Origin of the sequence: Bacillus sp. PDNC022, assembly GCF_016919285.1 — a bacterium.
GTDB classification, from domain to species: Bacteria; Bacillota; Bacilli; order Bacillales; family Bacillaceae; genus Bacillus; species Bacillus safensis.
In genome coordinates this window covers 1,716,384-1,733,324 of the sequence record NZ_CP070345.1, presented here as the reverse complement: position 1 = coordinate 1,733,324, position 16,941 = coordinate 1,716,384, and the positions used below count along the sequence as shown (strand labels likewise).

The following is a 16,941-nucleotide window of genomic DNA, read 5'->3' as shown; positions in this document are numbered from 1 at the left end:
TTTATGATCGTTTGCCTGTAAAAAAGATCGCAAGGGTACTAGGTCCAGAATGGGACCCAACAGCGGCACCGATGATCTGAATATCAATTTCCTTTGGATGAAATTCGTCTTCAATCAGTTGTTTCATGTCTTCTGCCAGTGCAGGATCATCACCATGACTAATGCCAACCGTTTGGTTCGACCAATCCGTTCCGCGTTCTTTCATTAGTTCAATAATGCGTTTCAGCAGCTTTTTACGTCCGCGGATTTTTTCTAGCGGGATGAGTTTTCCATCTTCGACATGTAATATGGGTTTAATGCTTAACAAACCGCCAACAAATGCGGACGCTTTACTGATTCTTCCGCCTCTTGCTAAATACGTTAAATCGTCTACAGTAAAAATATGTTGTAAAGATTCACAAAAATGCTTTACAGACGTTTCAATTTCTTGTATTGTATTTCCGTCAATGGCAAGTGATTGAGCGTGTTTGACAGCAAGCCCGTAGCCGAGTGAAGCGCATTTAGAATCAATGATTCGTAAATCAAAATCAGGGTATTCTTCCTTCACTTCATTTGCCATCATCACAGCTGTCTGATATGTACCTGAAAGCTCTGATGAAAAAGCGACATAGATGGCAGATGTATGGGTTTGAGCGGCAGAAACAAACGTTTCCTTGATTCGGTTTGGTGAAGCCTGTGATGTTTTTGGACTGGCTCCTTGTCTCATCGCATCAAATACTTGTTTTGGTTCAATGGTGATCAAATCCTCAAATTCCTGCTCGCCAAGCAAGACGCGGAGCGGAATGAGCGTTATGTTATGTTCATCATAATAAGAAAGAGGCAGATCAGCAGCACTGTCTGCTATGATATGAACAGTCATATAAATCCCTTCTTTCTAAAAAAATAAGCCATATTTTACATCTTTTTAGCCTAACTATATCATAGAAATCATCTTTTCGTGTTCAAATTCTAAATTTTAGGGAAAACCATAGAGAGAATGGTAAGTGGAGGAATGACAACATGTTCATTGGAGAAGCAAAAAAACTCATTGTCGTCGTTATTGGTGCATTACTCAATGCGATTGGACTAAATTTATTCTTAATCCCAGCTGACGTATATGCGAGCGGTTTTACAGGGGTAGCCCAGCTGTTATCCAGCTTAATCGATCAATATGCGCCATTTTATGTATCAACAGGGATTCTATTATTTATTTTAAACATTCCAGTCGGCATTTTAGGCTGGATGAAAGTTGGCCGTTCCTTTACTTTGTACAGCATCATCAGTGTTGCGCTGACGACCATTTTCCTCGGTATTTTACCAGAAACGAGTGTTTCCCACGATATTTTATTAAATGCTGTGTTTGGCGGTGTCATATCCGCAGTAGGGATTGGGATCACGCTCAAATACGGGGCATCGACAGGCGGACTCGACATTGTTGCTATGGTTTTAGCGAAATGGAAGGATAAACCAGTTGGCACGTATTTCTTCATTTTAAATGGAATCATCATTTTTACAGCAGGATTATTACAAGGTTGGGAGAAAGCATTATATACCCTTGTCACATTATATGTGACCACAAGGGTCATTGATGCCATCCATACAAGACATGAGAAGCTGACCGCGATGATTGTCACGAAGAAAGCAGATGAAATCAAAGAAGCCATTTATGGAAAAATGGTCAGAGGCATTACAACTGTACCTGCAAAAGGCGCATTCACCAACGAGCCAAAGGAAATGATGGTGATCGTTATTACAAGGTATGAACTGTATGAACTTGAACAAATTATTAAAGAAGTCGATCCAAAAGCCTTTACAAATATTGTGCAGACAACCAATATTCTTGGATTTTTCAGACGAGATTAAAAGGTGGGTAGCAGATGAAAAAAGGGTTGGTGCTTCTTCTCATTCTATTGCTTTTAGCCGCTTGTGGACAACAAAAAAAGGATGAACCAGACAAGGAGGTATCCGGTCAAATGGGAGAAAAAACGGTTGAGCTCACAGTAGACCCCGTCCAGAAAGGTTCTTCAGTTCAATTTAACATGTCACTGAAAAATGAATCAGATCGAGATATTGAATTTACTTTTAACACTAGCCAAAAATTCGAACTTAGTGTGTATGACGAAAACGGAAATGAACAATACCGCTATTCGAAAGACCGTATGTTCACACAGGCCATCCAATCTTTTGTACTGAAAAAAGGCGAGGCCTATGATTTTCAAGATACGTGGTCAAACGGTGTAAAGCCCGGAACGTACGAAGCAGTCGTGACGTTTAAAGGAAAAGCAGAAGGGCTGAAACAAATCACGGAGAAGAAAACGTTCCAAGTCAAATAAGTGCAGGAATTAGAAAAAGCTGTCCATCTAATGTGGACAGCTTTTTTATGTTAGAGATCATCAAGCAAGTCTTGGAAGGTATGCAGCTGGTTTCTTTCTGCATCTGTCGAATTGGCAAATGCAGACGATACGGCGTTTTTCGCCCGTTTCACTGCCTGCTGACGCTCTAACCCAGATGAAAATGAAGAAGTAAGAGCTTCTTCAGTAAACGATTTGGCTTGATCAAAAAGTTCGTTTCTCACAATGAACCTCCAGAAGCATCAGTCTTCATATTTCCTCTGTCTGACGCTTCTTCAAGTGTCGAACGATAAGGAAAGCGCGCGTCATGAAGACTGACTGAATCTTTACCTTGTTGTATAAAGCGTTTCGATTTGCTTCTTTTACCCATTCGGAATCCGCCCCTTTACACAAGCTGACAGGACAACCTGTCTAACGGTAGTATGCCCGCTTCCATCTGCTATGTATGAATGGAAAAATTAAAGCGAGAAGTAATTCGTTAGAAACTTTGCAATCCCATCTTGTTCATTTGTATCAGTGACTTCATTTGAGACACGTTTCACGGCATCAATTCCGTTGCCCATTGCCACACCGCATCCAGCAAATTCAAGCATTTCTAAATCATTGTCTTCATCTCCGAATGCGACAATCCGCTCCTTAGGAACGCCGTAATAATCACTGATCTTTTGCAGTCCAACGGCTTTATTCATGCCAGTTTTAATGATTTCAATCACGTGCCACGGGGCAGCCCAGCGCCTGTGATCAATCACTTCTGCATGAACATCTGATAAATAGCTTCGAATGGCTCCGACGTCCTCTTCTTTTGCATGAATTAACACGCTCGTCACATTCTCCCCAAGGTTGTCCCTAAGGTCCCCAACGGTGACTTTGTTTGCATTCATATTAAATATATCAATGAGTTTTTCATCATGATAATGGAAATACAAATCGTCTAATACTTCAGCTAACACATTGTGCACTTTATACTCTTCACTAATGTCTACAAGCTGTTTGACCACTTGAAGATCAAGTGACGTATGAAATCTGCCCCATTTTTCATCAAGAGGATGATGGACAAACGCTCCGTTAAAATTCACAATGGGTGAATCAAGCTGTAATTGCTGATAATAAGGAGAGCTGGATCGAAATGGCCGGCCTGTTGATATACAGACGTGATGCCCGCTGTCTCTCACTTTTCGAATGACGTCAAGTGTATGCGCAGAAATGGTTTTATCATCTTTTAATAATGTGCCATCCAGGTCAAGTGCGATTAGATAAGGTTTAGTCTCCATAAAATCTCCTTTGATCTGTAAGTGATAGGAGGCAATTCATGTTAGCGCCTCTATCTATAGTGTATCTTTATCACATCTTTGTTGTCTACATGTTAAAATAAACAAAGACGGGAATGATAAAGGAGGATTCATAGGCTGTGATCACCATTGATGAGCAAATTACGCGCGATATTCCATTTTTACATATCGTAAAAGCTGAAAATAAAGACAAACCGCTGCCGCTTGTATTTTTTATTCACGGATTTACAAGTGCACGCGAGCATAATTTACACTTCGCCTTCCATTTGGCGGAAAAAGGCATGAGAGTCATTTTGCCTGACTGTGCTTATCATGGTGTAAGGTCAGAAAACCTCAGCTTAGAGGAACTGGCATCAAAGTTCTGGGAAATTGTCCTGAACGAAATTCGTGAAATCGATATACTCAAAACATACTTTCAAGAAAAACAATTGATTGAAGCTGATCTGATAGGCGTTGCGGGTACTTCCATGGGCGGCATCACCACCTTTGGTGCACTTGCCAAGCATGATTGGATCAAAGCCGCTGTCAGCTTGATGGGAAGTCCAAACTATACGACGTTTCTAAAAGCACAAATCATGGACATGCGTCACAAAGGGTTAATGAAAGATATTACAGACGAAGAGGTTCATCTGCAATTAGACGCCCTGCGCCCATATGATTTAACGCTGCAAACGGATCGATTAAACAAAAGACCGCTGTTATTCTGGCATGCAGAAAACGATCCTGTCGTCCCTTACCGGCACGCAAAATCTCTATATGATGAGTTAGCGGCTACACAATATAAGCAGGACCCGCATCTGATTCGTTTTATCACTGATGGACAAGCTGGACATAAGGTCTCAAGACAAGCGATGTTTGAAACGATTGATTGGTTTGTGACACATCTGAAAAGCACAAACGTTTAGTCAAAAGAAAAAGTACGTTATACTAATGGAAAAAGGAGTGGATATCATGGATGAAGCATTGAAAGAAAATATTTTAGGCGCCCTAGAACAGGTGATTGACCCTGAACTAAATGTCGACATCGTCAACCTTGGGCTTGTCTATGATGTCGATCTAGATGAGAATGGAAAAGCGGATATCACCATGACCTTAACATCAATGGGTTGTCCTCTTGCACCAATTATCGTGGATGAAGTCAAAAAAGCATTAAGTGACCTTCCAGAAGTAAAAGAAACAGAAGTTCACATCGTATGGAATCCGCCTTGGACACGAGACAAAATGTCAAGATACGCAAAAATCGCGCTCGGTATTCAATAAGCAAAAATGAAAAATGCCTGGTATGAGTTGAACTCATGCCAGGTTTTTTTATGAAAAATTAAGGTGGAGGAAGAGAGTAGCTTGATATAATGGATGTAATTTTATAGAACGGAGTACCTATCATGAAACGAAAATGGCTATGGATCGTTCTTTTGATCGTATATGCTGCTGCATTTTGTGCATCAATCACCATACGAGAAGGCAAGGCGCACAATAAACAGGATCTTGAGGCTTTTACAGATGTCAGTCATCTCATGCCTGTCAAAATCAAAAAAGTTGTTCAAGGGAAAGAAATTGACACGTTAAAAGAAGTATTAAAAGAAGCAAAAGCAAAAAACCTGCCGATTTCTATTGCCGGCAAACAGCATAGCATGGGCGGTCACACATATTATGAAAACGGCATCGTGCTCGATATGACGGAATTCCGCCAGATTTTAGCGTTTGATCCAAAAAAGAAAACGATTCGGGTTCAAAGCGGCGCTACATGGGATGATATACAAAAATATGTGAACCCTTATGGTCTTGCTGTGAAGGTGATGCAATCGCAAAATATCTTTACAATTGGCGGATCTTTAAGTGCAAACGCACATGGACGTGACATTCGCTACGGGTCACTCATTGATACAGTACGTTCCTTTAGGCTTTTAAAAGCAGATGGGGAGATTATCACAGTAAAACCAGGCGATGATTTGTTTTCTGCGGTCATTGGGGGATACGGTTTGTTCGGCGTCATTTTAGATGTTGAGCTTTCTTTAACAAAAGATGAACTATATAAAATGGAGACAACCTCTCTCAATTACGATGAGTATACGGATTATTTTCAAAAGCATGTCAAACACAATAAAGAAGTACGCATGCATCTTGCCAGAATCTCAACAGCGAAAACAAACTTTTTGAAAGAAATGTATGTGACGAATTATTCCCTCACTTCACAACAAGGGATCGCATCATATCAAGAACTGAAAGAAGATCAACTCGTCATGCCTTTGAAATTTATGCTCGGCCTTTCAAGGAGATTTGATATGGGGAAAGATCTGCTCTGGAATTTGCAAAAGAAGTATTTCCTAAGTCAAAATGATCAGCTGATCACAAGAAACAATGTGATGCGGTCTGATTCTGCCTTTTTGGAATATGAAAATGATTCAGACACAGATGTGCTGCAGGAATATTTCGTCCCAGTTGACCGTTTTCGTGCGTACATCGATGACATGAGAGCCTTTTTACAACAGGAAGATTTGAATCTAATGAATATCACAATACGCTACGTTCAAAAAAATGAAAAAGCGGATCTCTCATATGCGAAACAAGATATGTTTGCCCTTGTGCTTTTAGTGAATTACGGGTTTGAAAAAGAAGAGAAAGCGGAAGCAGAGCGGATCATTCGAAAAATGACAGATATCACGCTGCGGCACGAGGGAAGCTATTACTTACCGTACATGCCTTATCAAACGAAGGCGCAAATGAAGAGGGCTTACCCTAAAACCGATGTATTCTTCCAAAAGAAAAAACAAGCAGATCCAGATGGTACATTTACCAACTACTTTTATGAGAGGTACAATACACAATGAATGCAAAAGCAATGAAATGGTTCGTCTACTCACAAAGTCTGCTGTTTTTCGCCAGCAGTTTGATATTTCCTTTTTACATTCTTTTTATTAAAAATGTTGGATCAAGCTATTCACAGTTTGGTCTCGCCTATGGTCTGTTTGGTTTAAGCGGTGCGTTTATTCATTTACTATTAGGGAAACTGCCAGAAACCACAGACAGGCGGCTCTTTTTAATCATTCATTCGTTCGGTATGGCGTTTCTTTTGCTGCTTTTTCCGCATATAACAGAAGTGGAGCAAGTATATATCATTCAGCTTGCACTTGGTGCGCTGGGAGGCTTTCAAAAGCACGGAGAGAAACTGCTCGTCACGGACCTCACAACAGAGAACAAAAGAATGAAAGAAGTCGGGCACTATCATTTTTGGACAGCCCTTTTTTCATCCATCGCCATTATGCTTGGCGGTCTGTTTGCTGATTTCTTTACCGTTTACTTCATTTTTTATGCAAGCTCTATATTATATTTATGCAGTGCGCTCATGGTCATCTATATCAAAAACGAAAGATAAATCCGCATGTCTCATGAAGATATGCGGTTTTTTTGTTGAAAAAAAATGAAAACAAATATTAAATATACAATTGAATTAATTTTTATACATGTTATAATGTTAAATAATTTCACAAAGATCAAGAGGGTGTATTGACGTTGAAAATAGGTATTATAGGTGCTACAGGGTACGGTGGTGTGGAATTGGTTCGTATCTTCAAGCATCACCCGCATGTGGAGGAATGTATATTGTATTCATCAAGTGGTGATGGGCAATCATACAGTCAATCTTATCCGCATCTGACAAACATGACTGACCAAACATTAAAAGCCATTGACCCGGCTGCCATTGTGCAAGAGACAGATGCTGTGTTTTTAGCAACACCAGCAGGCGTATCAAGTGAACTGACGCCAAAGCTTATGAATCAAGGAGTGCCGATCATTGATTTATCAGGTGATTTGCGCATTCAAGATGGAGCAACCTATGAAGCTTGGTATAAACGAAGGGCAGCGGATGAAGCATCTGTTCAACAAGCGGTGTACGGTTTATCCGAACTGAATCGTGACAAAATTCAACAGGCTGAAGTGATTGCCAATCCGGGCTGCTTTCCTACCGCAGTTCTTCTCGGTTTAGCGCCGCTCATCAAACAGAATGTCATCGATGAATCCATGATTATAATAGATGCAAAAACAGGGGTGTCCGGTGCCGGACGATCTGCCTCACTTGGAACGCATTTTTCAGAACTAAACGATAACTTTAAAATTTATAAGGTGAATGAGCATCAGCATACGCCAGAAATAGAGCAAATATTAAGAGAATGGAACCCGCAAACGGCGAACGTCACATTTTCAACGCATCTTGTCCCGATGACAAGAGGAATTATGGCGACGATGTATACACAATTAAAATCAGATATCACAAAAGAAGAATTGATGAAGCGAATGAAAGGCTTTTATGAAGATTCCTATTTTGTCAGAGTGAGAGATCACGGAATTTATCCACAAACGAAAGAAGTATACGGCAGTAACTTCTGTGACATTGGCTTTCATTTAGATGAACGAACAGGGAGACTTACAATCGTGTCGGTCATAGACAATCTTATGAAAGGCGCTGCCGGCCAAGCGGTTCAAAACTTCAACATTATCAAAGGCTTACATGAAGAGGCGGGCCTCACAATGACACCTCTTTATCCATAAGAGAACAGGGGAGACAACAAACATGATTGAATTGAATGAAAAAAGCATTGTCAAAATAGACGGTGACGTATCATCACCAAAAGGCTTTGAAGCGAAGGGGATTCACATTGGCTTGCGCTATTCAAAAAAAGACCTTGGTCTCATTATCAGCGAAGTACCAGCAGCAAGTGCAGCGGTCTACACACAAAGTCACTTTCAAGCTGCGCCTCTCAAAGTCACACAACAAAGCTTAAAAAAGACAGGACAATTAAAAGGTGTCATTGTCAATAGTGCCATCGCCAATGCATGTACTGGTGAGCAGGGATTAAAAGATGCATACGACATGCAGGCAGCCTGTGCAGACATGTTAGGTGTAGCACCCGATTACATTGCGGTTTCTTCTACTGGTGTCATTGGAGAATGTCTGGAGATGGATAAAATCAAAAAGGGCATCGCCGAGTTAAAAGAAGCAAAAGCCGAAAAAGGCCATTTTGAAGAAGCGATCTTAACGACAGATACTGTCATTAAAAATACAACATACACCCTTACGATAGACGGAAAAGAGATCCTCATTTCAGGCGCAGCAAAAGGCTCTGGCATGATTCACCCGAACATGGCGACAATGCTTGGCTTTGTCACAACAGATGCAAATGTCGAACAGGAAGCCTTACAGCAAGCGCTTCGTGACATTACGGATGTGACCTTTAATCAAATTACCGTCGACGGAGAAACTTCGACAAACGATATGGTGCTTGTGATGGCAAATGGAATGGCAGAAAACGATGTGCTGAATGAAGAGCATCCAGAATGGCCATTGTTTAAAGAAGGATTAAAACTAGCTTGCGAGGATTTAGCCAAAGAGATTGCGAGAGATGGAGAAGGCGCAACCAAATTAATTGAAGCAAAGGTCACTGGCGCTAAAAATAACTTGGAAGCCGGCATCATTGCGAAAAAAATCGTTGGTTCAAGTCTTGTCAAAACTGCTGTATATGGTACAGATGCCAACTGGGGCCGAATCGTTGGAGCGATTGGTCATAGCGCAGCTTCCGTCACACCGAAAGAGGTAGAAGTCTATTTAGGCGGACAATGTTTGTTCAAACACAATGAACCGCAGCCATTCTCAGAAGAGGAAGCAAAAGCATATCTAGAGCAGGATGAGATTACGATTTTCATTCAAATGAGTGAGGGGAATGGTGAAGCAGCAGCATGGGGCTGTGACCTTACCTATGATTATGTGAAAATTAACGCGAGCTATCGCACATAAAGAAGGAGATAGACATGAATAAAACGATCGTGTTCAAGTGTGGAGGCAGTGTCATTCGAGAACTTTCAGATACCTTTTATGAAAATGTCCGCTCACTTCAAGCCGCTGGATTTAAACTGGCTATCGTGCATGGCGGAGGACCTGAAATCACCAATATGCTGCAAAAATTAGAAGTTAAAACAGAATTTGTTGACGGGCAGCGTAAAACAACGAAGCCTGTGTTAGAGGTAGCCGAAATGGTTCTCTCGGGAACGGTCAATAAATACTTTGTGTCAGAGCTCGCAAAGCATGATATTTCATCTGTCGGCGTTTCCGGTAAAGATGGACAGATGCTTGTCGCCGATTTCCTAGATCAAGATGTTTACGGGTACGTTGGCGAAATCAAAGAAGTTCATCCAGAGATGGCAGAAGCACTCATGGAAAAACAATTCATTCCTGTGATTGCGCCGCTGTCTATGACGGAAGAATGCCAAACGTTAAATGTGAATGCCGATTTAGCAGCATCAGCTGTCGCCGGAGCCATGAAGGCTGATAAGCTCATGTTTGTCACAGATGTTGAAGGCATTTTGAAAAATGGTGAACTATTAGATGTCGTCACAGAACAAGAAGCCCTTTCACTCATTGATGAAGGCATTATTTCCGGGGGAATGATTCCGAAAGTACAATCCGCTTTGAGTGCTTTATCAGGTGATGTGGATGAAGTGATGATCGTAAATGGCAAAGGCAGTATCTTTACAGGAGAAACCTTTAAAGGAACAAGAATCGTGAAACAAAAGGAGGCGGTCCTGTGAGTCATCTCTTTCAAACTTATGGACGGTGGAATGTTGAAATTAAAGAGGCAGCAGGTTCTTGGGCAGTCGATACAAATGGAAAAAAATATTTAGACTTTATACAAGGCATTGCGGTTACAAATTTAGGCCACAATCACCCAAAGGTCAATGAAGCCATTAAGGAACAGCTTGACCACGTCTGGCATGTATCAAATCTATTTGAAAATGGACTGCAAGAAAAAGCAGCAGAAAAGCTGGCAGCAAACAGTTCAGGGGATCTCGTGTTTTTCTGCAATAGCGGGGCAGAGGCAAATGAAGGTGCCATTAAATTAGCACGTAAAGCGACAGGGAAAACAAATATCGTCACATTTTTGCACTCTTTCCATGGGCGCACGTATGCTGGTATGGCTGCCACAGGTCAAGATAAAATCAAAACTGGCTTTGGTCCTATGCTAGAAGGCTTTCACTACGTACCATTTAATGATCCAGATGCGATGTCAGCGTGTGAAGTCGATGATGTTGCAGCGGTGATGCTGGAGGTTGTGCAAGGTGAAGGTGGAGTGAATCCAGCGACACCAGAATTTCTAGAAGCCGTTCAAGCATTTTGTAAAAAGCATGAAGCACTGCTGATTGTAGATGAAATCCAAACGGGCATCGGGCGTACAGGAACAGCATTTGCGTACGAAGAGATGGGTCTTGATCCTGATATTATCTCTGCGGCAAAAGGGTTAGGAAATGGCTTTCCAGTTGGTGCAGTCATAGGGAAAAAAGCGTTAGGAGATGCATTCTCCCCAGGTTCACATGGCACAACATTTGGTGGAAACATGCTCGCCATGGCCGCTGTGAATGCGACACTCGATGTGATTTTCAAAGAAGAGTTTCTTTCAGAAGTAAAAGAAAAGGGCGATTACCTGTTAGAAAAGCTGCAAAATGTCAAACAGCTGAATATCGTAAAAGAAGTTCGGGGAAAAGGATTGATGGCAGGTATTGAATGTGATCAGCCAGTCGCTGGCTATATCACAGCTCTTAGAGAACAAGGTTTGCTGGTGCTTCCAGCTGGTCCGAATGTCATTCGTTTATTACCTCCGCTGAATGTGAAGAAAGCAGAGCTGGATCAGGCGATCGAAGCAATTGTTCAAGTATTAGCTAATAAAACAGTTTCGGTATAAATTTTTTTACAAATAAACGTATAAAAATGCATTTATATCATTAATTATTCAATTTTGGGGTGACATAAGCATGAAGGGTTATTTAAATTTAGAAGATGGAGCCTCTTTTGAAGGAGATTTGACAGGAGAAGCTGGCATCACAGGTGAAGTGGTCTTTTTTACAGGTATGACAGGTTATCAAGAGGTACTCACAGATCCTTCCTATAAAGGTCAGATCATTGTTTTCACATATCCGCTGATCGGAAATTACGGCATCAATCATGAAGACTTTGAGAGCAAAAAGCCACAGGTAAAAGCGGTGGTTGTTTACGAGGCAGCAGAGCATTTTTCACATCATCTTGCAGCGGTCAGCTTAAAAGATTATTTACAAAAGTGGAATATTCCACTTCTGACCCATACAGATACGCGAGCAGTCGTGCAAAACATCCGGGCAAATGGAACGATGAACGCTGTGCTCAGTGTTGACGAAAACGAAACCCCGCCTGCAATGAAACAAGACAATGTCGTCGCACAGGTGACAGAGAGCGAGATATACACACAAGGCAGCGGTGAGGAACATGTGGCGCTCATTGATTTTGGCTTTAAAAAATCAATTGCAGATTCGCTTGCAGCGCGCGGCTGTAAAGTAACCGTCATTCCATATAAACAAATGGAAAAGGTGTTTGAGATTAAGCCGGATGCGATCCTGCTCTCAAACGGACCTGGAGACCCGAAAACCATGACACCATATTTAAAAACAATTCATGACATCATGATGACATTTCCGACACTTGGGATCTGCTTAGGTCACCAATTAATCGCTCTTGCACTTGGCGGGGATACGTATAAGCTTCCATTTGGCCACCGGGGAGCGAATCATCCTGTACAGGATACAGAATCCAAACGTGTCTTTATGACAAGTCAAAACCACAGCTATGTTGTGAATGAAAAAAGCATGAATGACAAAGAAGTGGACGTGAAATTCCTTCATGTCAATGATGGATCTGTAGAAGGATTCATTCATAAAGAAAAGCTGATTATGTCAGTGCAATTTCATCCAGAAGCACACCCAGGGCCTGCTGAAAGTGAATGGGTATTTGATGATTTTATTGAGAAAGTGAAACAAGCAAGGAGAGAAGTCGCACATGCCTAAAGATCAAAGCATACAAACCATTCTAGTCATCGGGTCTGGTCCAATCATCATTGGTCAGGCAGCAGAATTTGATTACTCAGGAACACAAGGATGTATGGCCTTAAAAGAAGAAGGCTACAAAGTCATCTTAGTGAATAATAACCCAGCAACCATTATGACAGATGAGTCATTTGCTGATGAAATCTATTTTGAACCGCTTTCAGTTGATTCAGTGACAAGAATTATTGAAAAGGAAAAACCAGATGGTCTTTTAGCCAACCTTGGCGGACAGACTGCTTTAAACCTTGCTGTTGAGCTAGAAAAAGCCGGTGTGCTGAAAAAGCATGGGGTGACCCTGCTCGGAACGTCAGTTGAAACAATTGAAAACGGTGAAGATCGAGAGAAATTCCGTGCTCTCATGAAGCATTTGAACGAACCTGTGCCAGATAGTGAAATTGTGGATAATGCGGAAGATGCTCTTCAATTTGCAAAAGAAGTCGGCTTCCCAGTCATCCTAAGACCAGCATACACACTTGGCGGTAAAGGCGGCGGAATCGCTCTAACAGAAGAGGCGTTTAAGCCGCTCATTGAAGGAGCTCTTTTAGCGAGTCCGATTCACCAGTGTTTAGTTGAAAAAAGCATAGCTGGCTTTAAAGAAGTCGAGTATGAGGTCATGAGAGACCGTCAAAATACGTGTATCACGGTATGTAACATGGAAAATATTGATCCAGTTGGTGTGCATACAGGAGACTCGATTGTCGTTGCACCTTCCCAAACATTAACGGATCAGGATTATCAAATGCTCCGTTCAGCGAGCTTGAAAATCATTTCAGCGCTGGATGTAGTCGGCGGCTGCAACATCCAATTTGCCCTTGATCCACTCAGTAAAGAATACTTTGTCATTGAGGTGAATCCTCGGGTCAGCCGTTCTTCTGCTCTTGCATCAAAAGCAACAGGCTATCCGATTGCGAAAATGGCAGCTAAGCTTGCGGTGGGTTATACACTAGACGAATTGAAAAACCCGCTCACAGGTACAACCTATGCTAGTTTTGAGCCGGCACTAGATTATGTTGTCGTCAAATTCCCGCGCTGGCCGTTTGATAAATTTAAACAGGCAGACCGTCAATTAGGCACAAAAATGAAGGCCACTGGTGAAGTTATGGCGATTGATCGGAATTTAGAGTCAGCCATCCAAAAAGCGGTTGCATCACTTGAAATTAAAACGAAGGGCTTCCACCTGCCAGAACTGAAAGAGCAATCGACAGAACAATTATTTGAACTCATCAAAACACCAGACGATCGCCGGTTTTTCGCTGTTATGGAGCTTCTTTCAAGACAAGAAACGGTTGAAACGATTCATCAAACAACGAAAATCGATCGATTCTTCTTACATGTGTTCCAGAATATGATCACGCTCGAACAAGAATTGAAAGATCATAAGGGGGCGCTATCAAAAGATACCTTGAAAAAGGTAAAAGAAAAAGGCTTCCTTGATGAAACGATTGCTCTTCTTACGGGTCAAACGGAAGAGTCAATCAGGCAGCTCCGTCAAGAGTACGGGATTGCTGCTTCATTTAAAATTGTTGACACATGTGCGGCGGAATTTGATGCAAAAACGAATTACTTCTATTCCACCTACTTTGGCAAAAGCGATGGTGAGCATCAAGAAAAAACAAAACAGCGTGCACTCATCATTGGCTCTGGCCCAATTCGAATCGGGCAGGGGGTCGAGTTTGATTATAGTGCTGTTCATGGCGTTCTGACCTTGCAAAAACTTGGATTTGAAACCATCATGATGAACAACAATCCAGAAACAGTCAGTACTGATTATGAGATTGCAGATCGTTTATATTTTGAGCCGATTACATTAGAGCACATTTTAAACGTTGTGGAAGCAGAACAAATTGATTTTGTCATTGTCCAATTTGGCGGACAGACTGCGATCAACGTCGCAGAAGGCTTAGAAAAAGCCGGCGTCACGTTGTTAGGTACATCCTTTGCTACACTGGATGCACTTGAAGACCGTGATTTATTCTATCAGCTTCTTGATGAACTGAACCTTCCTCACGCAAAAGGAGATACAGCTTATTCAAAAGAAGAAGCACTCGTACATGCGAAAAGCATCGGTTACCCTGTATTAATTCGCCCATCGTATGTCATTGGCGGAATGGGAATGATCGTTGTTCAGTCAGAAGCACATTTGGCGACACTGCTTGATCAGCCAGATCATTTACCATACCCAATCTTAATTGATGAGTACGTCACTGGAAAAGAAATTGAAGTGGATCTTATTTCTGACGGAAAAAAGGCGTTCATTCCAACCATCGTAGAACATATTGAAAAAGCGGGCGTGCACTCAGGTGACAGCTTTGCCATTTTACCAAGTATCTCAATCAGTGAAGACATTAAACAGCAGGTGCATACCGCGTCTGAACAAATAGCGAAGAAATTATCGTTCAAGGGCATTATGAATATCCAATTTGTCATCAAAGGTGACCAGGCGCTTGTATTAGAAGTGAATCCGCGGGCAAGCCGGACTGTACCAGTCGTCAGTAAGGTAATGGGCATTGATATGATCCCAATGGCCACTCAATTATTAGCTGGTGCGTCGCTTGAAGAACTAAACCCTGCAACGAAAAACAAAGGGGGGACAGCGGTCAAATTCCCAGTGTTCTCATCACATGCCATTCAAGATATCGACCTCAAGCTGACACCTGAAATGAAAGCGACAGGAGAAGGAATGTGTGTAGGCAAGAACGCCGAAAGCGCCTTGAAAAAAGTGTTTGCGCCGATCTGGAAGCAAAAAGGAAGCCTCTTTATACAAGGCAGCGAGCAATTGATAGATGAAGCGAAGCATGCAGGCTTTGACGTCTGGACTGGCAGCTTTGAATCCTGGCTGCAGAATGAAGATAAATCCCTTCATATTCATTTAGGAGAAGATGCAGAGGCAAAAGAGCAGCGTGTAAAAGCACTCACACACGGCGTTCAAGTCCTAACCGAATATGAAACTGTTCAAGCATTCCTGCAAGGGAAAAATGGAGATGTTTCACCAGTATCGCTCCACGAATTATATAAAAAGGAAGTGACGGCATGAGTCAAGTTGACGTGCAACCGACATTATACGGAAAAGACTTTTTATCGTTAAAAGATTTCTCAATCCATGAGATTGCTTATTTAATTGAAAAAGCAGAAGAAATGAAACAAAACCCATATCAAGATTTATTCAAAGGGAAAACGTTAGCGATGATCTTTGAAAAATCTTCGACTAGAACCCGCGTCTCGTTTGAAGCGGGGATGACGCAGCTAGGAGGACATGCGCTCTTCCTCAGCTCAAATGATTTGCAAATTGGCAGAGGTGAAACCATCAGTGATACAGCGCAGGTGCTCTCTGGTTATGTAGACGGCATTATGATTCGAACCTTTGAGCATGAGAAGGTTGAAGAGCTTGCACAATACGCGTCTGTTCCAGTCATTAATGGATTAACTGACTACTCACATCCATGTCAGGCCCTTGCAGATTTATTAACCATTAAAGAAACAAAAGGTACTTTAAAAGGAATCAAAGTGGCCTATATTGGTGACGGAAATAACGTGGCACACTCCTTAATGATCGGCTGTGCACAGTTAGGCTGTGACATTGCAGTTGCATCACCAAAAGGCTATGAACCACTTCAAGAAGTCACAGACACTGCCCGTGAGTTTGCGAAACAATCAGGCGCAGAAGTTACCGTGACGACAGATCCTGTCGCAGCTGTACAAGATGCAGATGTTATTTATTCAGATGTGTTTACAAGCATGGGGCAGGAAGCAGAAACAGAGAAACGCCTTGCTGAATTTAAAGAATATCAAATCAATGACGAGCTGATGAGTCATGCAGCAAAGGACTATATTTTCCTTCATTGTCTTCCGGCTCATCGCGGTGAAGAAGTGACGGCAGATATTATCGACGGGCCGCACTCAAAAGTATTTCAACAGGCAGAAAACCGCCTGCATGTGCAAAAAGCGTTAATGAAAGAACTTATGTATCAACCATCCAAATAAATCCAAGTGTCCCTGACTCGTATGAGCAGGGACTTTTTGCATAAAGGATTGGAGAGGCAATGGACGGGACATAATAACATCAATCGAGAAAGGAGGATGAAAATGGGTCAGCAGCATCAGTTTAAATCAGGGAATAAAGCACCGAATAATGGTGTGTATATCGAGATCGGCGAAACTGGCAGTATGGTGAAAGATCCTTTAAAGATTAAGCTTAAAGCAGGCGACGTCTTTCCTGATAACTCGAACCATAATCGTGTTTGGACCTACCAAAGAAAGCCGTAAGCAATTGACTAAGAGTCAGCAGGAATAAGACTTTAGAGGCATGTGTCATGCCTCTTTTTTCTTTATAATAAAAAACAATTAAGTTCAAATTTTCAAATAAATAGTATGAAAAAAAGAAAAATTAAGGTAAAATATGTAAGTGGATGGATTATATTTTT

General features: G+C 41.7%; 18 protein-coding genes. 14 read left to right on the top strand and 4 right to left on the bottom strand.

The window, feature by feature from the left end; translation table 11 throughout:
• Nucleotide 1: 1 nt before the first annotated feature.
• Entirely contained in the window at nucleotides 2-859 is an 858-nt protein-coding gene (locus JVX94_RS09095) for a DegV family protein (protein WP_111290115.1), read from the bottom strand.
• 140 nt (nucleotides 860-999) lie between these two features.
• Between JVX94_RS09095 and JVX94_RS09090 the strand changes: the two genes are divergently transcribed.
• Together JVX94_RS09090 and JVX94_RS09085 are read left to right on the top strand one after the other, a co-directional pair.
• Complete coding sequence (locus JVX94_RS09090; RefSeq protein ID WP_056766136.1) at nucleotides 1,000-1,842, top strand: YitT family protein; 843 nt, start codon at nucleotides 1,000-1,002, stop codon at nucleotides 1,840-1,842.
• A 14-nt stretch (nucleotides 1,843-1,856) separates the two neighbouring features.
• On the top strand, nucleotides 1,857-2,312 hold the full coding sequence (locus JVX94_RS09085) for a BsuPI-related putative proteinase inhibitor (RefSeq protein WP_073204681.1): 456 nt from the start codon (nucleotides 1,857-1,859) through the stop codon (nucleotides 2,310-2,312).
• 50 nt (nucleotides 2,313-2,362) lie between these two features.
• Here the strand turns inward: JVX94_RS09085 and JVX94_RS09080 are convergent, their stop codons facing one another.
• The 3 genes from JVX94_RS09080 to JVX94_RS09070 form a co-directional block, all read right to left on the bottom strand.
• Nucleotides 2,363-2,554 (bottom strand): DUF3813 domain-containing protein, encoded by a 192-nt coding sequence (locus JVX94_RS09080; protein WP_024425070.1) that lies wholly within the window; start codon nucleotides 2,552-2,554, stop codon nucleotides 2,363-2,365.
• Entirely contained in the window at nucleotides 2,551-2,700 is a 150-nt protein-coding gene (locus tag JVX94_RS09075; protein ID WP_024425069.1) for a hypothetical protein, read from the bottom strand. Before JVX94_RS09075 ends, JVX94_RS09080 begins: the two co-directional genes overlap by 4 nt.
• Nucleotides 2,701-2,788: 88 nt before the next feature.
• Nucleotides 2,789-3,601, bottom strand: a complete 813-nt coding sequence (locus JVX94_RS09070; protein ID WP_048238455.1) for a Cof-type HAD-IIB family hydrolase — start codon at nucleotides 3,599-3,601, stop codon at nucleotides 2,789-2,791.
• Between the two features lie 137 nt (nucleotides 3,602-3,738).
• On the opposite strand from JVX94_RS09070, the gene JVX94_RS09065 reads away from it, so the two are divergent.
• The 12 genes from JVX94_RS09065 to JVX94_RS09010 all read left to right on the top strand — a co-directional run bounded on the left by JVX94_RS09065 (nucleotide 3,739) and on the right by JVX94_RS09010 (nucleotide 16,783).
• Nucleotides 3,739-4,524 (top strand): alpha/beta fold hydrolase, encoded by a 786-nt coding sequence (locus JVX94_RS09065; protein ID WP_024425067.1) that lies wholly within the window; start codon nucleotides 3,739-3,741, stop codon nucleotides 4,522-4,524.
• Between the two features lie 46 nt (nucleotides 4,525-4,570).
• Complete coding sequence (locus JVX94_RS09060; protein ID WP_024425066.1) at nucleotides 4,571-4,879, top strand: metal-sulfur cluster assembly factor; 309 nt, start codon at nucleotides 4,571-4,573, stop codon at nucleotides 4,877-4,879.
• Nucleotides 4,880-5,001: 122 nt separating this feature from the next.
• On the top strand, nucleotides 5,002-6,447 hold the full coding sequence (locus tag JVX94_RS09055) for an FAD-binding oxidoreductase (protein ID WP_205185354.1): 1,446 nt from the start codon (nucleotides 5,002-5,004) through the stop codon (nucleotides 6,445-6,447).
• Nucleotides 6,444-6,992, top strand: coding sequence for an MFS transporter (locus tag JVX94_RS09050; protein WP_024426499.1), 549 nt, complete (start codon nucleotides 6,444-6,446; stop codon nucleotides 6,990-6,992). Before JVX94_RS09055 ends, JVX94_RS09050 begins: the two co-directional genes overlap by 4 nt.
• A gap of 137 nt (nucleotides 6,993-7,129) precedes the next feature.
• Nucleotides 7,130-8,167, top strand: a complete 1,038-nt coding sequence (argC, locus tag JVX94_RS09045; protein WP_205185353.1) for an N-acetyl-gamma-glutamyl-phosphate reductase — start codon at nucleotides 7,130-7,132, stop codon at nucleotides 8,165-8,167.
• Nucleotides 8,168-8,189: 22 nt separating this feature from the next.
• Nucleotides 8,190-9,410: a bifunctional ornithine acetyltransferase/N-acetylglutamate synthase gene (gene argJ, locus JVX94_RS09040; protein ID WP_205185351.1), complete on the top strand. Its 1,221-nt coding sequence runs from the start codon at nucleotides 8,190-8,192 to the stop codon at nucleotides 9,408-9,410.
• 14 nt (nucleotides 9,411-9,424) lie between these two features.
• Nucleotides 9,425-10,201 (top strand): acetylglutamate kinase, encoded by a 777-nt coding sequence (gene argB / locus JVX94_RS09035; protein ID WP_024426496.1) that lies wholly within the window; start codon nucleotides 9,425-9,427, stop codon nucleotides 10,199-10,201.
• Nucleotides 10,198-11,349: an acetylornithine transaminase gene (locus JVX94_RS09030; RefSeq protein WP_144485530.1), complete on the top strand. Its 1,152-nt coding sequence runs from the start codon at nucleotides 10,198-10,200 to the stop codon at nucleotides 11,347-11,349. Before argB ends, JVX94_RS09030 begins: the two co-directional genes overlap by 4 nt.
• 70 nt (nucleotides 11,350-11,419) lie before the next feature.
• Nucleotides 11,420-12,481, top strand: coding sequence for a carbamoyl phosphate synthase small subunit (locus JVX94_RS09025; RefSeq protein ID WP_203129575.1), 1,062 nt, complete (start codon nucleotides 11,420-11,422; stop codon nucleotides 12,479-12,481).
• Entirely contained in the window at nucleotides 12,474-15,554 is a 3,081-nt protein-coding gene (locus JVX94_RS09020; RefSeq protein WP_205185349.1) for a carbamoyl-phosphate synthase (glutamine-hydrolyzing) large subunit, read from the top strand. Before JVX94_RS09025 ends, JVX94_RS09020 begins: the two co-directional genes overlap by 8 nt.
• Nucleotides 15,551-16,501, top strand: coding sequence for an ornithine carbamoyltransferase (gene argF, locus JVX94_RS09015; RefSeq protein ID WP_205185345.1), 951 nt, complete (start codon nucleotides 15,551-15,553; stop codon nucleotides 16,499-16,501). The genes JVX94_RS09020 and argF overlap by 4 nt, the downstream gene beginning before the upstream one ends.
• 102 nt (nucleotides 16,502-16,603) lie before the next feature.
• Nucleotides 16,604-16,783 (top strand): YjzC family protein, encoded by a 180-nt coding sequence (locus JVX94_RS09010; protein ID WP_008348517.1) that lies wholly within the window; start codon nucleotides 16,604-16,606, stop codon nucleotides 16,781-16,783.
• Nucleotides 16,784-16,941 lie beyond the last annotated feature (158 nt).

What these genes read in the sequence shown, in the direction of transcription:
- JVX94_RS09095 (WP_111290115.1), bottom strand. Translation starts at nt 859, where the DNA reads ATGACTGTTCATATCATAGCAGACAGTGCTGCTGATCTGCCTCTTTCT.
- JVX94_RS09090 (WP_056766136.1), top strand. Translation starts at nt 1,000, where the DNA reads ATGTTCATTGGAGAAGCAAAAAAACTCATTGTCGTCGTTATTGGTGCA.
- JVX94_RS09085 (WP_073204681.1), top strand. Translation starts at nt 1,857, where the DNA reads ATGAAAAAAGGGTTGGTGCTTCTTCTCATTCTATTGCTTTTAGCCGCT.
- JVX94_RS09075 (WP_024425069.1), bottom strand. Translation starts at nt 2,700, where the DNA reads ATGGGTAAAAGAAGCAAATCGAAACGCTTTATACAACAAGGTAAAGAT.
- JVX94_RS09070 (WP_048238455.1), bottom strand. Translation starts at nt 3,601, where the DNA reads ATGGAGACTAAACCTTATCTAATCGCACTTGACCTGGATGGCACATTA.
- JVX94_RS09060 (WP_024425066.1), top strand. Translation starts at nt 4,571, where the DNA reads ATGGATGAAGCATTGAAAGAAAATATTTTAGGCGCCCTAGAACAGGTG.
- JVX94_RS09055 (WP_205185354.1), top strand. Translation starts at nt 5,002, where the DNA reads ATGAAACGAAAATGGCTATGGATCGTTCTTTTGATCGTATATGCTGCT.
- JVX94_RS09050 (WP_024426499.1), top strand. Translation starts at nt 6,444, where the DNA reads ATGAATGCAAAAGCAATGAAATGGTTCGTCTACTCACAAAGTCTGCTG.
- argJ (WP_205185351.1), top strand. Translation starts at nt 8,190, where the DNA reads ATGATTGAATTGAATGAAAAAAGCATTGTCAAAATAGACGGTGACGTA.
- argB (WP_024426496.1), top strand. Translation starts at nt 9,425, where the DNA reads ATGAATAAAACGATCGTGTTCAAGTGTGGAGGCAGTGTCATTCGAGAA.
- JVX94_RS09025 (WP_203129575.1), top strand. Translation starts at nt 11,420, where the DNA reads ATGAAGGGTTATTTAAATTTAGAAGATGGAGCCTCTTTTGAAGGAGAT.
- JVX94_RS09020 (WP_205185349.1), top strand. Translation starts at nt 12,474, where the DNA reads ATGCCTAAAGATCAAAGCATACAAACCATTCTAGTCATCGGGTCTGGT.
- argF (WP_205185345.1), top strand. Translation starts at nt 15,551, where the DNA reads ATGAGTCAAGTTGACGTGCAACCGACATTATACGGAAAAGACTTTTTA.
- JVX94_RS09010 (WP_008348517.1), top strand. Translation starts at nt 16,604, where the DNA reads ATGGGTCAGCAGCATCAGTTTAAATCAGGGAATAAAGCACCGAATAAT.